At 39.0% G+C, this 18417-nt stretch carries 18 protein-coding genes; 3 read left to right on the top strand and 15 right to left on the bottom strand.

What is annotated here, in order from left to right; all coding sequences use genetic code 11:
* Positions 1-169 precede the first annotated feature (169 nt).
* From MHI22_RS21850 to MHI22_RS21820, 7 genes are all read right to left on the bottom strand, one after another.
* A complete protein-coding gene (locus tag MHI22_RS21850; protein ID WP_340812647.1) occupies positions 170-2461 on the bottom strand; it encodes an FtsK/SpoIIIE family DNA translocase in 2292 nt (763 codons plus the stop codon).
* 153 nt (positions 2462-2614) lie between these two features.
* Positions 2615-4282, bottom strand: coding sequence for a ribonuclease J (locus tag MHI22_RS21845; protein WP_058843931.1), 1668 nt, complete (start codon positions 4280-4282; stop codon positions 2615-2617).
* Between the two features lie 266 nt (positions 4283-4548).
* Positions 4549-5448 (bottom strand): 4-hydroxy-tetrahydrodipicolinate synthase, encoded by a 900-nt coding sequence (dapA, locus tag MHI22_RS21840; protein ID WP_058843932.1) that lies wholly within the window; start codon positions 5446-5448, stop codon positions 4549-4551.
* A 13-nt stretch (positions 5449-5461) separates the two neighbouring features.
* Complete coding sequence (locus MHI22_RS21835) at positions 5462-6499, bottom strand: aspartate-semialdehyde dehydrogenase (protein WP_058843933.1); 1038 nt, start codon at positions 6497-6499, stop codon at positions 5462-5464.
* An 82-nt stretch (positions 6500-6581) separates the two neighbouring features.
* The gene (locus MHI22_RS21830) at positions 6582-7172 is read right to left on the bottom strand and encodes a dipicolinate synthase subunit B (RefSeq protein ID WP_089932009.1); all 591 of its coding nucleotides are present in this window, start codon (positions 7170-7172) and stop codon (positions 6582-6584) included.
* Positions 7166-7945, bottom strand: a complete 780-nt coding sequence (locus tag MHI22_RS21825; RefSeq protein WP_036121339.1) for an NAD(P)-dependent oxidoreductase — start codon at positions 7943-7945, stop codon at positions 7166-7168. Before MHI22_RS21825 ends, MHI22_RS21830 begins: the two co-directional genes overlap by 7 nt.
* 9 nt (positions 7946-7954) lie before the next feature.
* On the bottom strand, positions 7955-8218 hold the full coding sequence (locus tag MHI22_RS21820; protein WP_036121342.1) for a sporulation protein, YlmC/YmxH family: 264 nt from the start codon (positions 8216-8218) through the stop codon (positions 7955-7957).
* Positions 8219-8378: 160 nt separating this feature from the next.
* Here MHI22_RS21820 and MHI22_RS21815 point away from each other — a divergent pair, with 160 nt between their 5' ends.
* The 3 genes from MHI22_RS21815 (at position 8379) to MHI22_RS21805 (ending at position 9522) form a co-directional block, all read left to right on the top strand.
* Positions 8379-8723, top strand: coding sequence for a GntR family transcriptional regulator (locus MHI22_RS21815; protein WP_340810063.1), 345 nt, complete (start codon positions 8379-8381; stop codon positions 8721-8723).
* 141 nt (positions 8724-8864) lie between these two features.
* A complete protein-coding gene (locus MHI22_RS21810; protein ID WP_230593795.1) occupies positions 8865-9377 on the top strand; it encodes an ATP-binding cassette domain-containing protein in 513 nt (170 codons plus the stop codon).
* Positions 9364-9522: a hypothetical protein gene (locus MHI22_RS21805; RefSeq protein ID WP_340812646.1), complete on the top strand. Its 159-nt coding sequence runs from the start codon at positions 9364-9366 to the stop codon at positions 9520-9522. The genes MHI22_RS21810 and MHI22_RS21805 overlap by 14 nt, the downstream gene beginning before the upstream one ends.
* A gap of 70 nt (positions 9523-9592) precedes the next feature.
* On the opposite strand, the gene MHI22_RS21800 is transcribed toward MHI22_RS21805, so the two are convergent.
* The 8 genes from MHI22_RS21800 to pnp all read right to left on the bottom strand — a co-directional run bounded on the left by MHI22_RS21800 (position 9593) and on the right by pnp (position 18231).
* A complete protein-coding gene (locus tag MHI22_RS21800; RefSeq protein WP_036121345.1) occupies positions 9593-10087 on the bottom strand; it encodes a pyridoxamine 5'-phosphate oxidase family protein in 495 nt (164 codons plus the stop codon).
* 11 nt (positions 10088-10098) lie between these two features.
* Positions 10099-10881 (bottom strand): ABC transporter ATP-binding protein, encoded by a 783-nt coding sequence (locus tag MHI22_RS21795; RefSeq protein WP_089932007.1) that lies wholly within the window; start codon positions 10879-10881, stop codon positions 10099-10101.
* Positions 10881-11873, bottom strand: a complete 993-nt coding sequence (locus MHI22_RS21790; RefSeq protein WP_340812645.1) for a FecCD family ABC transporter permease — start codon at positions 11871-11873, stop codon at positions 10881-10883. The genes MHI22_RS21795 and MHI22_RS21790 overlap by 1 nt, the downstream gene beginning before the upstream one ends.
* A gap of 17 nt (positions 11874-11890) precedes the next feature.
* Positions 11891-12886: an ABC transporter substrate-binding protein gene (locus tag MHI22_RS21785; RefSeq protein WP_058843934.1), complete on the bottom strand. Its 996-nt coding sequence runs from the start codon at positions 12884-12886 to the stop codon at positions 11891-11893.
* 289 nt (positions 12887-13175) lie between these two features.
* Complete coding sequence (locus MHI22_RS21780) at positions 13176-14030, bottom strand: IS3 family transposase (RefSeq protein ID WP_340812692.1); 855 nt, start codon at positions 14028-14030, stop codon at positions 13176-13178.
* On the bottom strand, positions 14015-14521 hold the full coding sequence (locus MHI22_RS21775; RefSeq protein WP_180957783.1) for a helix-turn-helix domain-containing protein: 507 nt from the start codon (positions 14519-14521) through the stop codon (positions 14015-14017). Before MHI22_RS21775 ends, MHI22_RS21780 begins: the two co-directional genes overlap by 16 nt.
* A 280-nt stretch (positions 14522-14801) precedes the next feature.
* Positions 14802-16025 (bottom strand): M16 family metallopeptidase, encoded by a 1224-nt coding sequence (locus MHI22_RS21770; RefSeq protein WP_141903482.1) that lies wholly within the window; start codon positions 16023-16025, stop codon positions 14802-14804.
* Between the two features lie 91 nt (positions 16026-16116).
* Positions 16117-18231: a polyribonucleotide nucleotidyltransferase gene (pnp, locus tag MHI22_RS21765; RefSeq protein ID WP_058845147.1), complete on the bottom strand. Its 2115-nt coding sequence runs from the start codon at positions 18229-18231 to the stop codon at positions 16117-16119.
* Between the last annotated feature and the right edge of the window lie 186 nt (positions 18232-18417).

Below are 18417 nucleotides of genomic sequence, written 5' to 3'. Positions count from 1 at the left end.
CTGATGTACAACATTCCTACTAATCGTTCATAAATATAACATTTTTGCAGAATGAAATAAACAGTTTTGAATAAAATCTGTTATAGAATTCATTCTTTCTTCATTTTCTTTGCAAATATTTGGACAAATATACAGTAGTTCTCACCATTTCGACATCTAGCTTTTTTGCTTAGTTATCATATTGGTGAACAAGTACTTGACGAGGCTTACTGCCCTCTGGTGGCCCTACAACCCCACGTTGCTCCATTTGATCGACAATTCGTGCAGCCCTTGAATAGCCAATACGGAAGCGACGTTGCAGCATGGAAACGGATGCTGTTTGCATATTGACAACTAATTGGACAGCTTCATCATATAATTCATCCGTTTCCTCTAAAATGGTTTCTTCTTCGGTAGGAATCATCTCCTCCTGATACTGCGCTTTTTGCTGTTCTATAACAAAATGAACGACTGCTTCTACTTCTTGATCCGATAAAAAGGCACCTTGCACCCTTTTCGGTTTGGAAGCGCCCGCAGGTAAAAATAACATATCACCCCGTCCAAGTAGGCGCTCAGCTCCACCCATATCTAAAATCGTTCTTGAATCGATGGCTGACGAAACGGCAAAAGCAATTCTCGATGGAATATTCGCTTTAATAACACCTGTCAAAACGTCTACACTTGGTCGTTGTGTTGCAATAATCAAATGAATTCCTGCTGCACGTGCCATTTGAGCTAATCGTGTAATAGAATCCTCAACATCACTTGATGCGACCATCATCAAATCTGCTAACTCATCCACTATGACTACAATATAAGGTAGCTTTGGATTTTTTTCCTCTGTTTGTTCATTCACTTTTTGAACATGTGCATTGTAGCCCTCAATATTTCGTGTACCTGTATGAGAGAACAAGTCATAGCGACGTTCCATTTCAGATACCACTTTTTTCAGTGCTTGCGAAGCTTTACGTGCATCTGTTACGACAGGAGCCAATAAATGAGGAATGCCATTATAAACGTTGAGCTCCACCATTTTTGGGTCGATCATCATAAGTTTTACTTCATGCGGTTTTGTACGCATTAGTATGGATACAACGATGCCATTTATACAAACACTTTTCCCACTGCCTGTTGAACCAGCTACAAGTAAATGTGGCATTTTATTGAGTTCGGCTAGTACAGCTTGTCCTGTAATATCACGCCCGAAGGCTACTTGTAATAATGCTTCTGGCTTCGCACCGTCCTTCGATTCCAATACCTCACGAAGTGTTACAATAGCCACTTCGCTATTTGGCACTTCAATACCTATCGCAGATTTTCCAGGGATTGGGGCCTCCATCCGAATATCTTTAGCTGCAAGTGCTAATGCAAGGTCATCTTGCAGATTGACAATTTTACTTACTTTCACACCTATATCTGGCAAAATTTCATATTTTGTGACAGCTGGTCCTAAATGCACTTGTGTTACCTTTGCCTTTACACCAAAGCTTTGTAATGTTTGCTCAAGCTTTTTGGCATTCGCCTGGATAACTGAATATTCACCACTTTGATCATGTTGAGGTGGTAGTTGTAATAGGTTATAAGACGGTAGCTGATAGTCTGCATTTTCCACTGCATCTGTACCTTGAATATGAACCTCATCCGTTGCTTCTTCTACTTCATTTTCCACCATAGCAGGCGTATCAAACACAGCTCTTTCCTGCGAGACATTTTGCGTAAAAGCAGAGATAATCGGCTCATGAGGTATTTCTTCCTCTTGTTCAGGCACATCCGTAATTTGATTTACAGCCGCAACCTCATCTCCACTTTCTACCCTTGAGCGGCGATTGTTTGGTTTTTTCGGTTTATTTTTCTTTTTATCATGATGCTTTTTTTTCCATTTGCCAAATAGATCTGGTGTTTTTTCTGCTAAATAAGGCACTAATGCTTTGCCAGTGACAAGTATGAGCCCAATAAAGAAGATGACCCAAGCAACAACTTTTGCCCCCGAGGCTTCAAATAATACATGAAGCCCACTAAATAAAAGGGCGCCAATCATCCCACCGCCCAGAGCATTGCTGCGGTGAATAATGCCATCTGTATTGATTAATATTCGCCACGATTCACGCAGCACAGAATCAGATAATAGACCACCTGATTTTGATAACTGTTCAAATAATATGCCATGACTAAAAATCGTTAAGCTCATAATAATGAGTACCATGCCAAGTATTAATCGATCCTTCATACTGACTTTTTTACGACCAATCATCATTAACAATGCAACAAATATAAGCATAAATGGAACAGCAAAATGTAAATTACCTAAAAGGAACATTGCGATGTTTTCTAGAATCCGACCAATCATGCCAAATTCAAAAATCATAATGACTGCTAATGCAATTAAAAGCAGTCCTAAAATTTCATACATAAGCGGATGCATATCTTTTTTTTCAGTTGTCGCTTTACTTTTAGTCACTTTTTTTCTTTTACTAACTGCCATCTATTTCACCTTCTTCTGCGATCCATTTTATATATGTAGCGAATCATAACATGTAGAACTCGAATATTTCAAAAAAAGGATTTTCCACCGCAATTGGGAGAAAATCCTTTTCATCTACTTTTTCCTCAAAACCTTTACGATGAGCTCGTTCAATTAATATTCCATAATAATTGGAATAATCATTGGACGACGTTTTGTTTTTTGGAATAAATACGTATTGAGTGTATCTCGAATTTCTTGTTTAATATTCGTCCATTCAAATGTATCTTTCCCAACATATTTTTCAATCACATTTTTTGCAATGTCAGATGCCTCAATCATTAATTCCTCTGATTCTCGTACATAGACAAAGCCTCGTGATAAAATTTCTGGGCCAGAGGCAATTTTCTTTTGTGCTCGATTTAATGTCACGACTACAATGAAAATACCATCCTGCGATAATAATTTACGATCACGAAGTACAATATTTCCTACATCGCCTACACCGATACCGTCAATTAATACGTTACCAGCTTGTACACGACCACTCATGCGCATTTTATTATTTTTGTATTCTACGATATCCCCTTTATCGGCGATAAAGATTTGTGATTTTTGCATACCGAGCTGTTGCGCTAACTTCGAGTGAGCAATGAGCATACGATATTCACCTTGAACAGGAATAAAATACTTTGGCTGCATTAAATTCAGCATCAGCTTCAAATCTTCCTGACTACCATGTCCTGATACGTGGACATTTTTACTAGAAGTCAAAATTTCAGCGCCTGCTTTTGACATAGAGTTCATCGTATTAGCCATTTGTACTTCCATACCAGGAGAAGGTGTAAATGTAATTAACACCGTATCACCTTGTTTAATTTTAATGTCACGATGGTGCTTACGGACAATTTTTTCTAATGCATCTAGAGGCTCTCCTCTATTGCCAGTTGTAATAATGATAATTTCATCATCTTGATATTTTTGCATTTCTGAAATTGGAATAATTGTCTCTTCTTCAACTGTTAAATAACCAAGCTGTACACCTAAATCAACAGCTTTTTCCAATGGCTTACCAACAATCACAACTTTACGGAATGATTTTTGGGCTTGGGCAAAAACTTGCTGAATACGAATAAAATTCGATGCATAGACAGCTACTAAAATACGACCTGGTGCTGAGTGGAATGTTTTTGATAATTGCTCTTCAATCACAATTTCCGATGTCGTATAGCCTGGTCGTTCAGCTTCGCAAGACTCAGATAATAGAATAAAGACGCCGTCTTCCCCTAACTGTGCCATTTTTGCTAAATCAGGTTTAAATTTACCTGTCGCTGACTGATCGAATTTAAACTCTCCTGTATGAACAATCGCGCCTTCAGATGTATGGAACACTACCCCTAACGAATCGGGAATACTATGTGTTGTGTGGAAGAATGTTACATACGTTGAGTTAAAATTCATACGACTACGGTTTGTTACTTCGAAAAATTTCACCTGATGTGGTGCAGGTAATTCTTTTAAATGTTCCTTTGCTAATGCAATGGTTAATTTCGATCCGTACACAGGTGCCTTTATTTTTTGTAAAACATAGGCAATAGAGCCGATCGCATCTTCATGACCATGTGTTAAGAAAATACCTTTCACACGTTCTTTATTTTCTTCTAAGTACGTAATGTCAGGAATCACGATATCTATACCTAGCATCTCATCTTCTGGGAACATTAAGCCGCTATCCACTACAAATAGCTCTTCATCAATTTCTACTACGTACATTGCTTTCCCAATTTCGCCTACACCCCCAAGAGGGATGATACGAATCAATTCATTTTTCTTTTTTGTCAATTTATTTCCTCCTAAAAAATATCCCGAACAGCAACCACTTAACATTTATTATACGGTTTGCAAAGCTTTTGCACAAATTAAAAATACATGTTTCACGTAGGAAATAGATTTTCTTTTGATTTGCTGATTGCTAGTAGATGGAAAAACAAATATTGGATACCTTGTACGAATAGAGTTAATCAAGTATTTTTAAGGATGAGAAGTGATGAATGGATGTTTATAGCATACAAAAACGAGGCCGATAGAGTTATCAGCCTCGTTGCTCATTATCGAAAATTTTTCGCTTTTTCTTGGTACGTATCCCAAATTCGGTCAAAGTTCTCTTTTTCTTCATCTGTCATTTCCATCATTGGCAGACGTACATTGAGTGTATCAAAGCCTAACTTTGTCATCGCATATTTAATAGGCGATGGGTTCGGTTGAGCGAACAGCGCACGTACTAAAGGTAATAATGCTCGGTGAATTTTGGCTGCTAGCTTATGATTTCCTTCTTCAAACGCTTTAATCATTAATTGCATATCATTGCCTACAACATGGGCTGCTACAGAAATAACGCCTGCTCCGCCTATGGCCATTAACGGTAATGTTAAACCATCATCCCCACTATACACTAAGAAGTCATCATCTGGATCAATGTTCTCTATAACATCTCCCATCTGATCTAAGTTACCGCTCGCTTCTTTAATCCAAGCAATGTTTGGAATCTTGCTTAAAGCAACAGAAGTTTCATAGGCAACATTGACACCTGTACGCCCAGGGACATTATAGAGCATAACAGGTAGACTTGTTTGTTTAGCGATGGTTTCAAAGTGAGCGAAAATACCACGTTGATTCGGCTTATTATAATATGGAGCTACAAGCATAATACCGTCTGCTCCATTTTCTTCTGCTTTATGAGTCATCGCTATCGAGTAGGCTGTTTCATTGTCCCCTGTACCTGCAATAACCGGTACGCGTCCTGCTACTTTCTCTACTGTAAAGCGCACAACTTCGATTTTTTCCTCAGTAGACATTGTTGGGTTTTCAGAAGTCGTACCACAGGCAACGATACAGTCTGTACCGTTGTCTATCAAATGATTAATAATACGTTCTAGTTCTGGATAATTAATCGTGCCATCATCTTTGAACGGCGTAATCATAGCCGTCCCAATTCGACCTAAATTCATCCTTACACCCCTCTTATAGTAAGTTATCCTCAAGCATTGCTTCTGCAATTTGGATAGAGTTTAATGCGGCGCCTTTTAATAAATTGTCAGAAACGATCCATAGATGGAATCCTTTATTGTTGTCTAAATCTTGACGGATACGTCCTACAAAAGTAGCGTCTTCCCCTTCTGCATAAATAGGCATTGGGTAAGTTTGTGTTGCAATATCATCTTGTAATACTACACCTGGTGCATTGCGTAATACGTCAAAAATCTCTTGGATTGACGCTTCTTTCTCTACCTCAATATAAACAGATTCAGAGTGACCTGAAACGACTGGAACACGAACGCAAGTAGCAGCTACTTTGAGCTCTGGTGCATGCATGATTTTTTTCGTCTCATTAATCATTTTCATTTCTTCGTATGTAAATCCATTATCTGTGAATTTATCGATTTGTGGAATGACATTGCGTGCTATTGGGTAATGACGTTTATCACTACCAGACGGCAAAATAGTTGCTTCTACATCTTTACCTGCTTCCCAATTTGCGCTCTGTGCCTTTAATTCTTGAATAGCAGAAATACCCGCTCCTGAAACGGCTTGATATGTTGAAACGATTACTTTCGTTAAACCAAATGCTTTACGAATTGGCTCAAGTGCAGCCACCATTTGAATTGTAGAGCAGTTCGGATTCGCAATAATCCCTTTATGCTTCGCTAAGTCGCCTCGATTCACTTCAGGTACGACAAGCGGTACCTCTGGATCCATACGGAAATGGCTCGTATTATCAATAACTACTGCACCACGCTTAGCTGCCTCTGGTGCAAGCACAGCTGATACTGACCCACCAGCTGAGAATAAAGCGACATTGACGCCTTCGAAAGCTTCAGGTGTCGCTTCTTCAATTGTATATGTTTGACCATTAAATTCGATTGATTTTCCCGCTGAACGAGCAGAGGCTAGAAATTTAATATGCCCAATCGGAAATTTACGTTTAATTAATTGCTCCATCATTTTCGAACCTACTGCTCCTGTTGCCCCAACAACCGCAACTGTTAACTGCTTTGTCATCTGTCATCTCTCCTTGAATACATGTTCCATAATGTGTGCTATTGTATCACAAAAATACTGAAAATTGTGTGTAATCTATGATTTATTTGAAATATTGTATCAACAGCGGTTGTAATTGCTTTTTCTGCGTAATTGCTGCATGAACAGTATCCACCATTTGATCAAAATCAGCAATTAAAGAATTCGGTTTGGAGAGGGGGGCATCCTGACCAAAAGGAATAAAATAAATATTTTTGGCATTCAACAGCTTCATAATGTTTATACCATTTAAACCAAGTGCATCATTTGTTGAAATACCTAATACAACAGGTGATCCATTACGCAATGTTGCCTTCGCTGCCATTAATACGGGACTATCTGTTGCTGCATTCGCAAACTTACTTATGCTATTGCCCGTCATTGGCGCAATCACCATTGCATCTAATGGATTGGATGGACCAAATGGTTCCGCCTCTTTTATAGAAGAAATAACCTTTTCTCCTGTTAATGCTTCTATTTTGGCAATCCACTCCTCTCCAGTACCAAAGCGAGTAGCTGCATGTAAAACGGAGTGAGTAATAATTGGCACAACCGTTGCTCCGACATCAATAAAATTTTGAATTTTAGGTATGACATCTTCATACGTACAATGTGAGGCTGTAATACCTAGCCCAATTCGTTTCCCCGTTAACAATCTTCTTCCTCCTCTATTGCCTTGCACAAGATTGTAGCAGCGTCATGTGCAAAGTATTTCCCAGGCAATGATGGCAATAGTACATACGTTTGTAATTGCTCCGCATCTATATCTAAACAGCCTGGCTCTGAGGCCAAATCATATAAAACTGCTGGAACATGCTCTATAAATGATTCTGTAATCCATTTTGCTGGAATTGTATTGATGAAAATATCATCCGTAATAGACCATCGACGATCATCTAAATTCGTAGCTTTATAGCCATATGCTTTTGCCTCGCTCACTTGTACAACAGAACGTGCAACAATGTGGACGTTCGCCCCCATCTTAACTAGTAAAGAGGCGAGCATTTTGGCGATGCGTCCAAAGCCTGCGATTGTAAAATTTTGTCCGTAAATACATTTTTGCTCGAGTCCGTAAAACGTGGCGATAAATCCCTCCGCTGTTAACCGAGCATTTTGCCATATAAACGATTCTTGCTGCAAATAGCAAATGGATTCATTTTTCTCTAGTAATTGCTTCCAATGCATCGTTAATCGGCCTGTATAAAATTTAACTTGTGATATTCCATAGAGCTGCTCAACTTCTATTTTTAATGGAAGAATTGGTAGGATAATTTTATTTGGTTGGTATTCTAAAACCAGTTTATTTAACTCCTCGTTCCAAACGGTCGTTCTTTTATAAAACACTGTTCTCGATGGACTTCTTAGCATTGTCGCTAATTCCTTTAATCGTGAGTCCTCACCGATAACAAGCCATTTTTCGTTTTCCAAAAGCTCACCTCACTGTAAATATTCTGACTGTACTGAAGATGTTTTATTAAATAAAATCCGATCTTCACCAATTAAGATAATTTCGTGCCAAGGTATCATTTCACTAACTTTCATTTTCTTTTTTTGGAATGGTAGTTTATCTTTCACAATTTCAAAGCCATGTATTTTCCCTGTTTGCACATCTAATAGGCATTCTGTATGTGCCAAGATGCCAAAATGTACGCCACCCTCAATTTGAATTAACTCCTTATCCACCATCTCAGATAGTAGCATGCCTCATCTCCCTCCTTGTGCCATTACCTCAATATATGCGAGTTTTTGCAAATCGTGCCCCCTACCAAAAGTAGGAATGTGTTGCATTCCCATCGACATCTGTACATAGTGTATATACACCGTTATAACGGGTGAGGATTTGTGCATATCCATTTAAGTAATGCCAGTGATAAACCTCACGATACAGCTCAAAGAGGGCATTCTAGCGAATAAATTACATGCAGGTAATGCACTATCATCTATCCGTGCTCTAGCAAAGGATTTAAAGGTCAGTGTCATGACGACCAAACGTGCATACACCGATATAGAGCGAGACGGCTTCATCAAAACAGTTGCAGGCAAAGGGAGCTTTGTTACAGAGCGCAATCAAGATTTTCTACGCAAGGAACTTCTGCGACAGCTTGAGGAGCATTTGCAAAAGGCCGTAAAAATAGCGAAAACAGCCGGTCTTTCTAATGAAAAATTGCAGGAACTCCTATCTTTAACAGTAGAGGTGGACAATTAAGAGGAATGCCATTGAGATTCATGATTTACATAAGGTCTTTGAAGGCTTTTCTTTAAAAGATGTAAGCTTTTCAGTCCCTCAAGGAACCGTGTAGGCTTTATCTGAGAAAATGGAGCTGGAAAATCCACAACCATTAAATGCATGCTGAACTTACTAAAAAAAGAATATGGCGAAATATTGCTTTTTAATAAAGATCATGTCGAACATGAACTATCGATAAAAAACGACAGCGGAGTCGTATTTGACGATTTACACGTACCAGAAACGCTAAATGCGACGCAACTCGACAAAATCATGAGAAAAGTATTCCAAACGTGGGATTCAGGCTATTATTTTGAACGATTAGCTCAATTTAATGTCCCAAAGAGGAAGAAGATCAAGGAACTATCAAGAGGTATGAGGATGAAGCTGTCAATTGCATTAGCATTGTCACATCATCCAAAATTATTGATTTTAGATGAACCAACAAGTGGATTCGATCCTATCATTCGGGCTGAAATTTTGGATTTATTTTTAGCATTGATGCAGGATGAAACACATAGCATTTTATTTTCTTCCTATATTACAAGCGATTTAGAAAAAAATGCTGACTATATTAAGTTGATTCATAAAGGTGAAATTTTATTGAGCGAAAGTAAGGATGCCCTCTTATGATTATGGGATTTTCAAAGGGAATAGTGAGGAAGTAAGGGATTTGCCAGAGCATGCGATTGTGAGAAGACGTCCGGGAGCGTTTGGAATCGAGGCTTTAGCACTTAAACATGAAGGAAATGAGGCTTTCAGGCTTGAAAAACCTTAAATGGCTTCATTTATATACGACGCGAGAAATTTGCTAATCACCATCAAAAAATAGGCTGCCTATTGGCAACCTATTTTTTATCAATTACAACATGGATTAATGTGTCATTGGCAATATCAATCGTAAAGGCTTTGCCAAATCCAACTACATAGCGTCCGTCTAGAGGTGTTAATTCAAATAATGAGAAATCGAGTGAACGTAACATTTCCATCATTTTTGCATTAAATAGTTGATCGAAGGCAGCAAAAATCTCCTCATGACCTTCATTTCCTAAATTTTTAGGCTGACATTGCCAGCGTGCTCGCTCTGTGGCAAATGGATTGGCTGTCACAGCTTCATCTGCTACACAAATTAAATCGACTACTTCTGACTGCTCCATTAACTGGTAATGTTCGGCAATACGACTAATATACACATAAAATTTCCCATTCAAACGTATAAAAGGCGTTGTACTACTAAAAGGCTTGCCTTCCCCATCTACAAAGCTTAATACACAATTTTTTTTACCTTGAATAAATGCTTCATAGTTTTGTTTTACTTGTTCAATATCAATTGCTTTTGGCATGCTGTTTCCTCCTATACTTTGACCGTATTTTTTAATTGAATCCGTGGGGCATTATCCCATGTGACATATTGAATTTCTGCTTCCATACGATAAATTTGTTGGATCATTTGCTCCGTCATGACCTCATCCGGTGTACCCATTTGTGCTCGTAAGCCGTCCTTTACAACAACGATTTGATCGCTATAGCTAGAGGCTTGGTTTAAATCATGGAGCACCATCACAACAGTCATGCCCATATCACGATTAAGCTCTCGCACTAATTCTAGCACTTCATGCTGATGGGCAATATCTAAGAAGGTCGTGGGCTCATCCAATAATAGCACTTGGGGCCGTTGTGCCAATGCCATTGCAATCCATGCACGTTGCGCCTCCCCACCAGATAAAGCGGCAATAGGCTTTTCTTTATAATGTGAGAGGTAGGTTTTTTCCAATGCCCAATCAATTATGGCCTCGTCCTCTGCATTGAGACGCTCAAACCATTTTTTATGTGGATAACGACCATAGGCGACTAAATTTTTGACGGAAATATCGCTCGGTGCTTGATTTTGTTGACTCAGCATACACATTTTGCGTGCGATTTCCTTTGAGGATAATTGACGCATATTTACACCATCAAATAGGATGGTTCCTGCATGATACGGCTGCATCCGTGCGATCGCCTTTAAAATCGTTGACTTACCGGAGCCATTCGGTCCAATAATGGATAAAATTTCGCCCTGTTTCACTTCAAATGAAAAATTATGGACAACTTCCTTTTGTTCATAGCTGATGGATAGCTGATCAATTGTTAACATTAGAACGCCCTCTTTCTCATTAAATATAAGAAGTAAGGTCCACCGAGAACAGCCATTAAAATACCTGCTGGAATATCAAGTGGTGCAAATAATGTCCGTCCACCCGTATCGGCAATCAATAAGACAATAGCCCCCATAGCCATACTCATAGGCAACATGTACTTATAATCGGAGCCAACTAGTAGCCTAGCCATATGCGGGACGATTAATCCGACAAAGCCAATCATGCCAACTGCTGCAACCGAAATTGCTGCTAGAAAGACAGCTAAAATAGATAACATAATACGAATACGGGTCACACTTTCTCCTAAATTGGTTGCGACCTGATCGCCTAAACGAATAATATTAGCTTTTCGGATGGCAAAAATGGATAGAATCCAGCCGATAATGGCATACACATAAATCATATGCAGTGATGCATTTCCTTTTGCTGCAAGACTACCATTCATCCATTGCACAGCTGATGGTAAACGATCACTGTAAAGAATGGATAAGAATCCAATGACTCCACCACACAATGCATTTACGGCTACCCCTGATAAAATAATGGTGATGGGTGTAATGCCTGTACGTCTCCATGCAAGAGCATATACTATGGCTGCTGCAATTAAGCCACCAACAAAAGCTGCAAGCGGAATCAAATGCGTTAGCTCTGGATTAGCTAAAAGAATAAGTAACACAAAGGCCGCTGCCCCACTCGTTACCCCTGTTAACCCAGGATCGGCTAATGGATTGCCCATAACTGCCTGCAATAAGGCACCCGAAATGGCGATACTAGCACCAATAATTAATGCGAGCAGCACGCGCGGTAGGCGAATATCCCAGATGATGGTTGTATAAACACCCTCTTGATCATGTCCATTGATCAGGGTAGATAAAATATCAGGTACGGAAATATGAACACTGCCTAACCCGATCGCTACAATGGCTGCTAAAATCGTTACCACAAAGGTCGTGATAATAATCATGCGACTTCTTGCTGTATGAATCATACCTCTACCTCACGAACTTATTTATAAAAATAATCTGCAATTGTTGTTAGTGCTTTCTCAGCATTTGTAATGGATGTGACACCGAATGTACTATAATCAAGCATATAGATTTTGTCATTTTTATAGGCTGATAATTGTTGCCATGCACTATTCTTTTTAATCTCTTGTTTAAATTTATCTTCATTTGCTCCATGATCACCTGATGCTAAAACAAAAACGATGTCCGGATCAGCTACAACAATATCTTCTAAATTCATTGGCGAATACGTTGATTCTGCTTTTAGTACCGATTTCGCAATATTGTCTGCACCTAATCGTTCTACTAAGCTTCCTAAGTAGGATTGGTCGTTCATTACCATAAAGGAATCAGATGTACCGATGACAAGCATCACAGATGGTAATTCTTTTCCTTGTGCTTTCTCTTCCAATTCTTTTTCTTTTGCTACGAGATTTTGTAAAACCTCATTCATTTTTTCTTCTTTACCAAAGTACGTACCGAGCACTTTAAAGCTTAATTTTAAGTCTTCATATGAATCCGTTGGTAAATAAGCTGTCGGTAAATTCATTCCCTGTAGTGCTTGATCAAGTGAGCTTTGTAATGATGATGCCCCAAGGATTAAGTCTGTTTGTAAGCTTGAAATAACCTCTAAATCGGGCGACATTGGCGAGCCGATTTTTGTAATAGAATCAAAGTCTGCTGGGATAGGGTTTGTCGATGTTGGCACTCCTACTGGTGTGATGTCCAAAAGATGTAACATTTCTGTTAAAGGCACAGATGTCGTGACAATTTTTTCTGGTGCTGTTGTTGGGAAGCTTGCTAATGCCTTTTGGAATGCTTCCTCATCGACACCATCTTGAAATGCATCCTCTTGCACATCAGCTGTATCTGCTGTTTCTTGTTGTGTTGTTGCTTCTTCTTTTATTTCTTTGTCAGTACTCTTTTCTTCCTGATCTGCACAACCAGCTAGCGCTAGTGATAATGTCAGGGTACTGACAGCAAGCCATTTTTTCATAAGATAAATATCCTCCAATTTAAATGCGAATGATTTTCAATATCATTCATACTATCAAAGTTAATTGAGAATTTCAATGCTTAATTGAGAAGAAAATAAACATTAAAAAAGGAGAACTTTGAAAATATTCAAAGTTCTCCTCATGTTGTTGAAAAAAGATCATGTCAAAGGCAGAAAAAGCAACTTTGCAAGGGGAGGGGTGATTTCCGTTCCGCCAGCGTCCTTTCCAGGGGGCGTCCGATGAGCCGCTTCACTCACTTACGTGAACTGACCCCAAAAATTTGAACTTTTAAGAAACTCTTCGAAACTCAACTGGACTTTTTCCGTTGAGTTTTATTTTTATCCGCTCATGATTGTAGTAGTGGATAAAGTCTACTAACGCTTTTTTGAATGCTTCGTAGTTCTTAAACGTTGTTGCGTATAGAAATTCTGATTTCATAATGCCAAAAAAGCTTTCTATCACGGCATTATCTAAACAATTTCCTTTCCGTGACATACTTTGCTTGATTTCATGTGTTGCCAATAACGCTTTAAAACGTGGTATTTGATATAACCATCCTTGATCAGAATGGACGATTAAGCCACTCTTTTTCGATAACTTTGTATACGTAAACGCCTTCTTAAAAGACTGTTGAACTAACTCAAAATTAGGTGATTTTGATACCTCATACCCAACGATTTCTCGATTGAATAAATCTAATACAGCGGATATATAGATTTTTTGACCGTTTATTTTAAACTCCGTTACATCGGTTACCCATTTCTGATTGGGTGCAGTGGCTTCAAAATCACGTTGGATGACATTCTCTGCGACATAGCCGACTGTCCCTTTATACGAACGGTATTTTTTAGGGCGTACCGTCCCTTTTAAGCCCAATTCTTGCATCAATCGTTGGACCGTTTTATGGTTGATGAAAAACCCTTCATTTCGGAGGGCTAAACAAATACGACGATAGCCATAACGCCCCTTATGGTAATGAAAAAGCGTCTGAATTCGTTCTTTGATCGTTTGATATTTATCTGGTTTTACCCATTTTTGGAGATGATAATAATACGTACTTTTCTTAAGTTTCGCGACTTTTAATAGAGCTTGAAGAGGAAAATCCAACCTTAGCTCATAGACAGCTCTTACTTTTTCTTGGATTTGAAGGCATCCTTTTCTTGAACTAAGGCTTTCAACTTTTTTAAATAGGCATTTTCCATCCGTAAATACTCAATTTCGGCTTTTAACTCATCCGTTGTTTTTCCATTTAAATCGGACGAAGGTGGTTGTTTTTTTGGCATTGATTGGCGCTCCTTTTCTACTTGATAGAGCACCTCACCAGCCGTTGACATCCATTGTTTTTTCCATCTCCGAACGGTTTCACGGGAAGGAATATTAAACTTCGCAGCAGTCTGAAGGAGCGAATCGCCCGTCTCTATCAGGTGTTGAATTACTTTTATTTTAAAAGAATCTTCGTAATTCGTGAACCCTTGAGGACGAATAATTCCTTCGATGCCATGATAGCGATATAATTCAATCCATAATCGAATGTACTGTCGATCCCTCTGTAATCGATTGGCAATCTGATACGTACTTTCTTTTTCTTCAAAGTAAGCTAGAACTGCGGCTAATTTTTGTTCATCAGAAATCACTACCTGCACCCCCTATAGTAGATTTTTAAGTCCAATATTTTGGGTGCAGCTCATAACGAGACAGGCGAGCCTCTAAACGGAGTGATAGCGGAGGAGGCGGCTCGGGGCGCTCGCCCACAGGAAAGCAAGTAGCCTGCAACGGAAATCCATTTCTACCTTTCAATTGACTGTTTTGTTTTTCAACACTAAAAGGAGAACCTTGGAAATATTCAAAGTTCTCCTTTTTACTATAATGAATAAATTGTTATAACTTGGATAATTAGTATCATTTTAAGCTCTTTTATTCGCTTGGGCCAATAATCGAGATAGCTGGTTCGGCTTTTAAAATTTTGGCAATTAGTCGATCTACTGACTCCATGGATACAGCATCTATAGATGCAAGTACCTCGTCTACAGTACGATGCTTACGATGCACAAGCTCACTTGTCCCATTGCGATTCATACGGGCCCCCGTGCCTTCTAAACCAAGGACAAAGCTACCTTTCAGCTGCTCTTTTGCATTATCAAGCTCTTCTGCTGTGATGCCACCAGCGACAATGTCCAGTAAAGTAGCATCAATGGTATGCTGAAGCTGAGCTAATTGCTGGCGACTAGTACTACCATAAATCGTAAACGCGCCAACATCGGCATAACAGGATTGGTAGGAAAAGATAGAATAAGCTAACCCACGTTCCTCTCGTACTTCTTGAAATAATCGAGAACTCATATTGCCCCCAATAATACTATTCAGTGCAATAAAACTATACATATCTGGATCTTTCACACCAATTGCTGGATATGAAATCGCAAGATGTGCTTGCTCGGTATCACGAATTTTCGTCATTTCTCCTGGATAAAATGCAGGATTTGTCAGTACAGGCGCAATCGCTTGTGGAGAAGGTTGGTAGTGTCCAAATAAATCTTCAATCGTTTGCATAAGCTGAGCTGAAATATTCCCTGCAATGGATATAACAACAGATTCTGGACCATAATGTTTGTCCATATAATGTCGTATGGCGTCAGCTGTAAAAGTCTTTAATGTCTCAGCAGTTCCTAATATCGGACGACCAAGTGCATCATTCGGATACATGACACTCCACAGTTTTTCATGAACATCATCATCAGGCGCATCCTCACTCATTAATATTTCTTCTAATACCACTTGTCGCTCTTTTTCTAATTCTTCTTCCGCAAACGTAGAATGAAAAAACATATCTGCTAGTATTGTGACAGCAAGCTCTGCATGATGATCTAAAACTTTTGCATAATAACATGTATTTTCTTTCGATGTGAAGGCATTTAACTCTCCGCCAATTCGATCAAATTCTTCAGCAATTTGACGGGCTGAGCGAGTTGTTGTTCCTTTAAACAACATATGTTCAATAAAATGTGTGATGCCATTTTCTTCTGGTAGCTCATAGCGAGAACCTGCATTCACAAAAATACCTAATGCAACAGACCTCACATGATCTATATGCTCTGATACTAGCCGAACACCATTTTGACATGTATGTACTTGAACCAAAAAATCTCCCCCAATTATAAAAATTCTCTACTAGTCTTTTTGCTACTATTTAAAAAGGCTGCGCAATCATACGCAGCCTTTGGAATCATTATTATTTTTCTTGTTCAGCGCGTTCTTTTTCCTCTTGTATTACTACTTTACGAGATAAATTCACACGACCTTGCTTGTCAATTTCAATAACCTTCACAAGTAATTGATCGCCAAGTTTTAAGACATCTTCCACTTGCTTTGTACGTTCCTCTTGAATTTCGGAAATGTGTAGCAAACCATCTTTTCCTGGGAAGATCTCACAAAATGCACCGAATTTTTCAATACGTTTCACAGTCGATAAGTAATATTCCCCTACTTTTGCTTCCCGTACGATATCTTCAATAATTTGTTTTGCACGTGCATTCATTTCCTCATTTGCAGAAGAAATGTAGATTGTACCATCTTGTTCTGTATCAATCTTAACGCCTGTCTCTTCAATAATTTTGTTAATTTGTTTACCACCAGGTCCAATCACATCACGAATTTTATCTGGATTAATTTTCACGATGACAATTTTCGGTGCAAATTCAGACAATTTTTCACGAGGTTCAGCAAGTGTTGCAAGCATTGACTCTAGAATATGCATACGACCAACTTTCGCTTGTGTCAGTGCTTCTTCTAAAATATTGCGAGATAAACCGTCGATTTTAATATCCATTTGTAGTGCTGTTACACCTTTAGCTGTACCAGCAACTTTAAAGTCCATATCACCTAAATGGTCTTCCATCCCTTGAATATCCGTTAAAATGGAATAGTGCTCGCCTTTTTTGATAAGACCCATTGCAATACCTGCAACTGGTGCTTTTAATGGTACACCTGCATCCATCATGGCTAATGTAGATGCACAGATAGAAGCTTGTGAAGTGGATCCGTTTGATTCAAGTACTTCAGATACACAACGAATTGTATATGGGAAAGCCGATTCATCTGGAATAACAGCTTCAAGCGCACGCTCACCTAACGCACCATGACCAATTTCACGACGGCCTGGACCACGGATTGGACCTGTTTCCCCTACAGAGAATTGAGGGAAGTTGTAATGGTGCATAAAGCGTTTTGATTCTTCTACACCTAAGCCATCAATAATTTGTACATCACCTAGCGCCCCTAATGTACAAATAGATAGGGCTTGTGTTTGTCCACGTGTAAATAGACCAGAACCGTGTGTACGTTGTAATAAGCCTGTTTCAGAAGAAAGTGGTCGAATTTCGTCGAGCTTACGACCATCTGGGCGAATCTTATCTTCCGTGATTTGACGACGCACTTCTTCTTTTACCATTTTATCAAGAATGTTATACACTTGTTTCATTGTTTCATCGTCGGCTTCTTGCTCTTCATAGGAAGCGATAACACGATCTTTTACAGCTTGAATGGCCTCATCACGCGCATGCTTCTCCGCAGTTTGAATCGCATCATGCATATCAGTCTCACAAGCTGCTTTTATATCGGCTTGAATCGCTTCGTCAATCTCAAATAATGTCACTGGTAACTTTTCTTTACCTACCTCTGCCACAATTTGTTCTTGGAAAGCAATGATTTTTTTGATTTCTTCATGACCGAACATAATAGCTTCTAACATGATTTCTTCTGGCACTTCAAGTGCGCCCGCTTCAACCATGTTGATGGCATCTTTGTTGCCTGCTACAGATAAATGAATTGTTGAGTGATTCGATTGCTCCACTGTCGGGTTAACGATGAATTCTCCGTCAATATAACCTACTTGTACACCTGCTATTGGTCCATCAAATGGAATATCAGAAATAGATAATGCTAATGATGAACCTACCATCGCTGCCATTTCAGATGTACAGTCAGGATCATTGGACATAACCATCGAAATGACTTGTACCTCGTTACGGAAACCATCTGGGAACATCGGACGAATTGGACGGTCGATTAAACGGCTTGCTAAAATCGCCTTTTCAGATGGACGCCCTTCACGCTTAATAAAGCCGCCAGGAATTTTACCTGCAGCATATAGACGTTCTTCATAGTTAACTGTTAATGGGAAGAAATCAAGTGGTTTTGGTGATTTTGACATTGTTGCTGTGGCAAGTACAGAAGTATCGCCATAGCGTACTAATGCGGCTCCGTTTGCTTGTTTTGCTAACTGTCCAACTTCAATTACAAGTGGACGGCCAGCCCATTCATAGGAATAGACTTTCTTTTCGTTCATTCAATGAACCCCTCTCTATTATAAAAACACTTACTTCGTCTGTATGTACTAATAGTAAGTGTACCAAAAATGCTTGTTCTATGCTAAATAATATTTCATGAAATAATCATACATTTAAATTCAGTTATTGCCAATTTATTTAAGATTTATTTCTATATTTTATTGAAAAAGCATTTTTTACATTGG

The sequence above is a fragment of the Lysinibacillus sp. FSL L8-0312 genome, assembly GCF_038003285.1.
Taxonomy (GTDB): domain Bacteria; phylum Bacillota; class Bacilli; order Bacillales_A; family Planococcaceae; genus Lysinibacillus; species Lysinibacillus fusiformis_D.
This window is presented reverse-complemented; position numbering and strand designations above follow the sequence as displayed.